Here is a 420-nt window from a genome sequence, read left to right on the forward strand (position 1 = left end):
CTAGAGCACGTCCCGTGATCGATGAATCGAATGTGATGTGACTGAAGCGCCCGCCGGTGATTCAACGTCCGTCTCAACGGGAGGTGGACGATGGGAAAGGCACTGAGCGACGATCTTCGGTCGCGTGTCGTGAAGGCGTCGGCCGAAGGCATGTCGGCACGGCAGGCTGCGGCGCGGTTCGGGGTTGGGGTATCGAGCGCGATCCGATGGATTTCGCGGGCAAAGATCGGCGAACTGATGCCGCGGCCGCAGGGTCGGCGCCGCGCTTCCAGCCTCGATGTGCACGAAGCCTTCATCGTGGGAATGATCGAGGAGCGCAAGGACATCACACTGAACGAGATGGTGGCTCGGCTGGAGACCGAGCGGCTGGTAAAGATCAGCCGCAGCGCCCTGAGCGCCTGGCTCGGCCGGCACGGCTGG

Annotated in this window: 1 protein-coding gene; it reads left to right on the forward strand. The window is 64.3% G+C overall.

What is annotated here, in order from left to right:
• Positions 1-90: 90 nt before the first annotated feature.
• Positions 91-420, forward strand: a 330-nt coding sequence (locus tag PU724_RS33945; RefSeq protein ID WP_426213858.1) for a helix-turn-helix domain-containing protein, incomplete at its 3' end; no start/stop codon positions are given.

The sequence above is a fragment of the Mesorhizobium abyssinicae genome (genome assembly GCF_049887195.1).
In the GTDB taxonomy this organism is placed as follows: Bacteria; Pseudomonadota; Alphaproteobacteria; order Rhizobiales; family Rhizobiaceae; genus Mesorhizobium; species Mesorhizobium abyssinicae.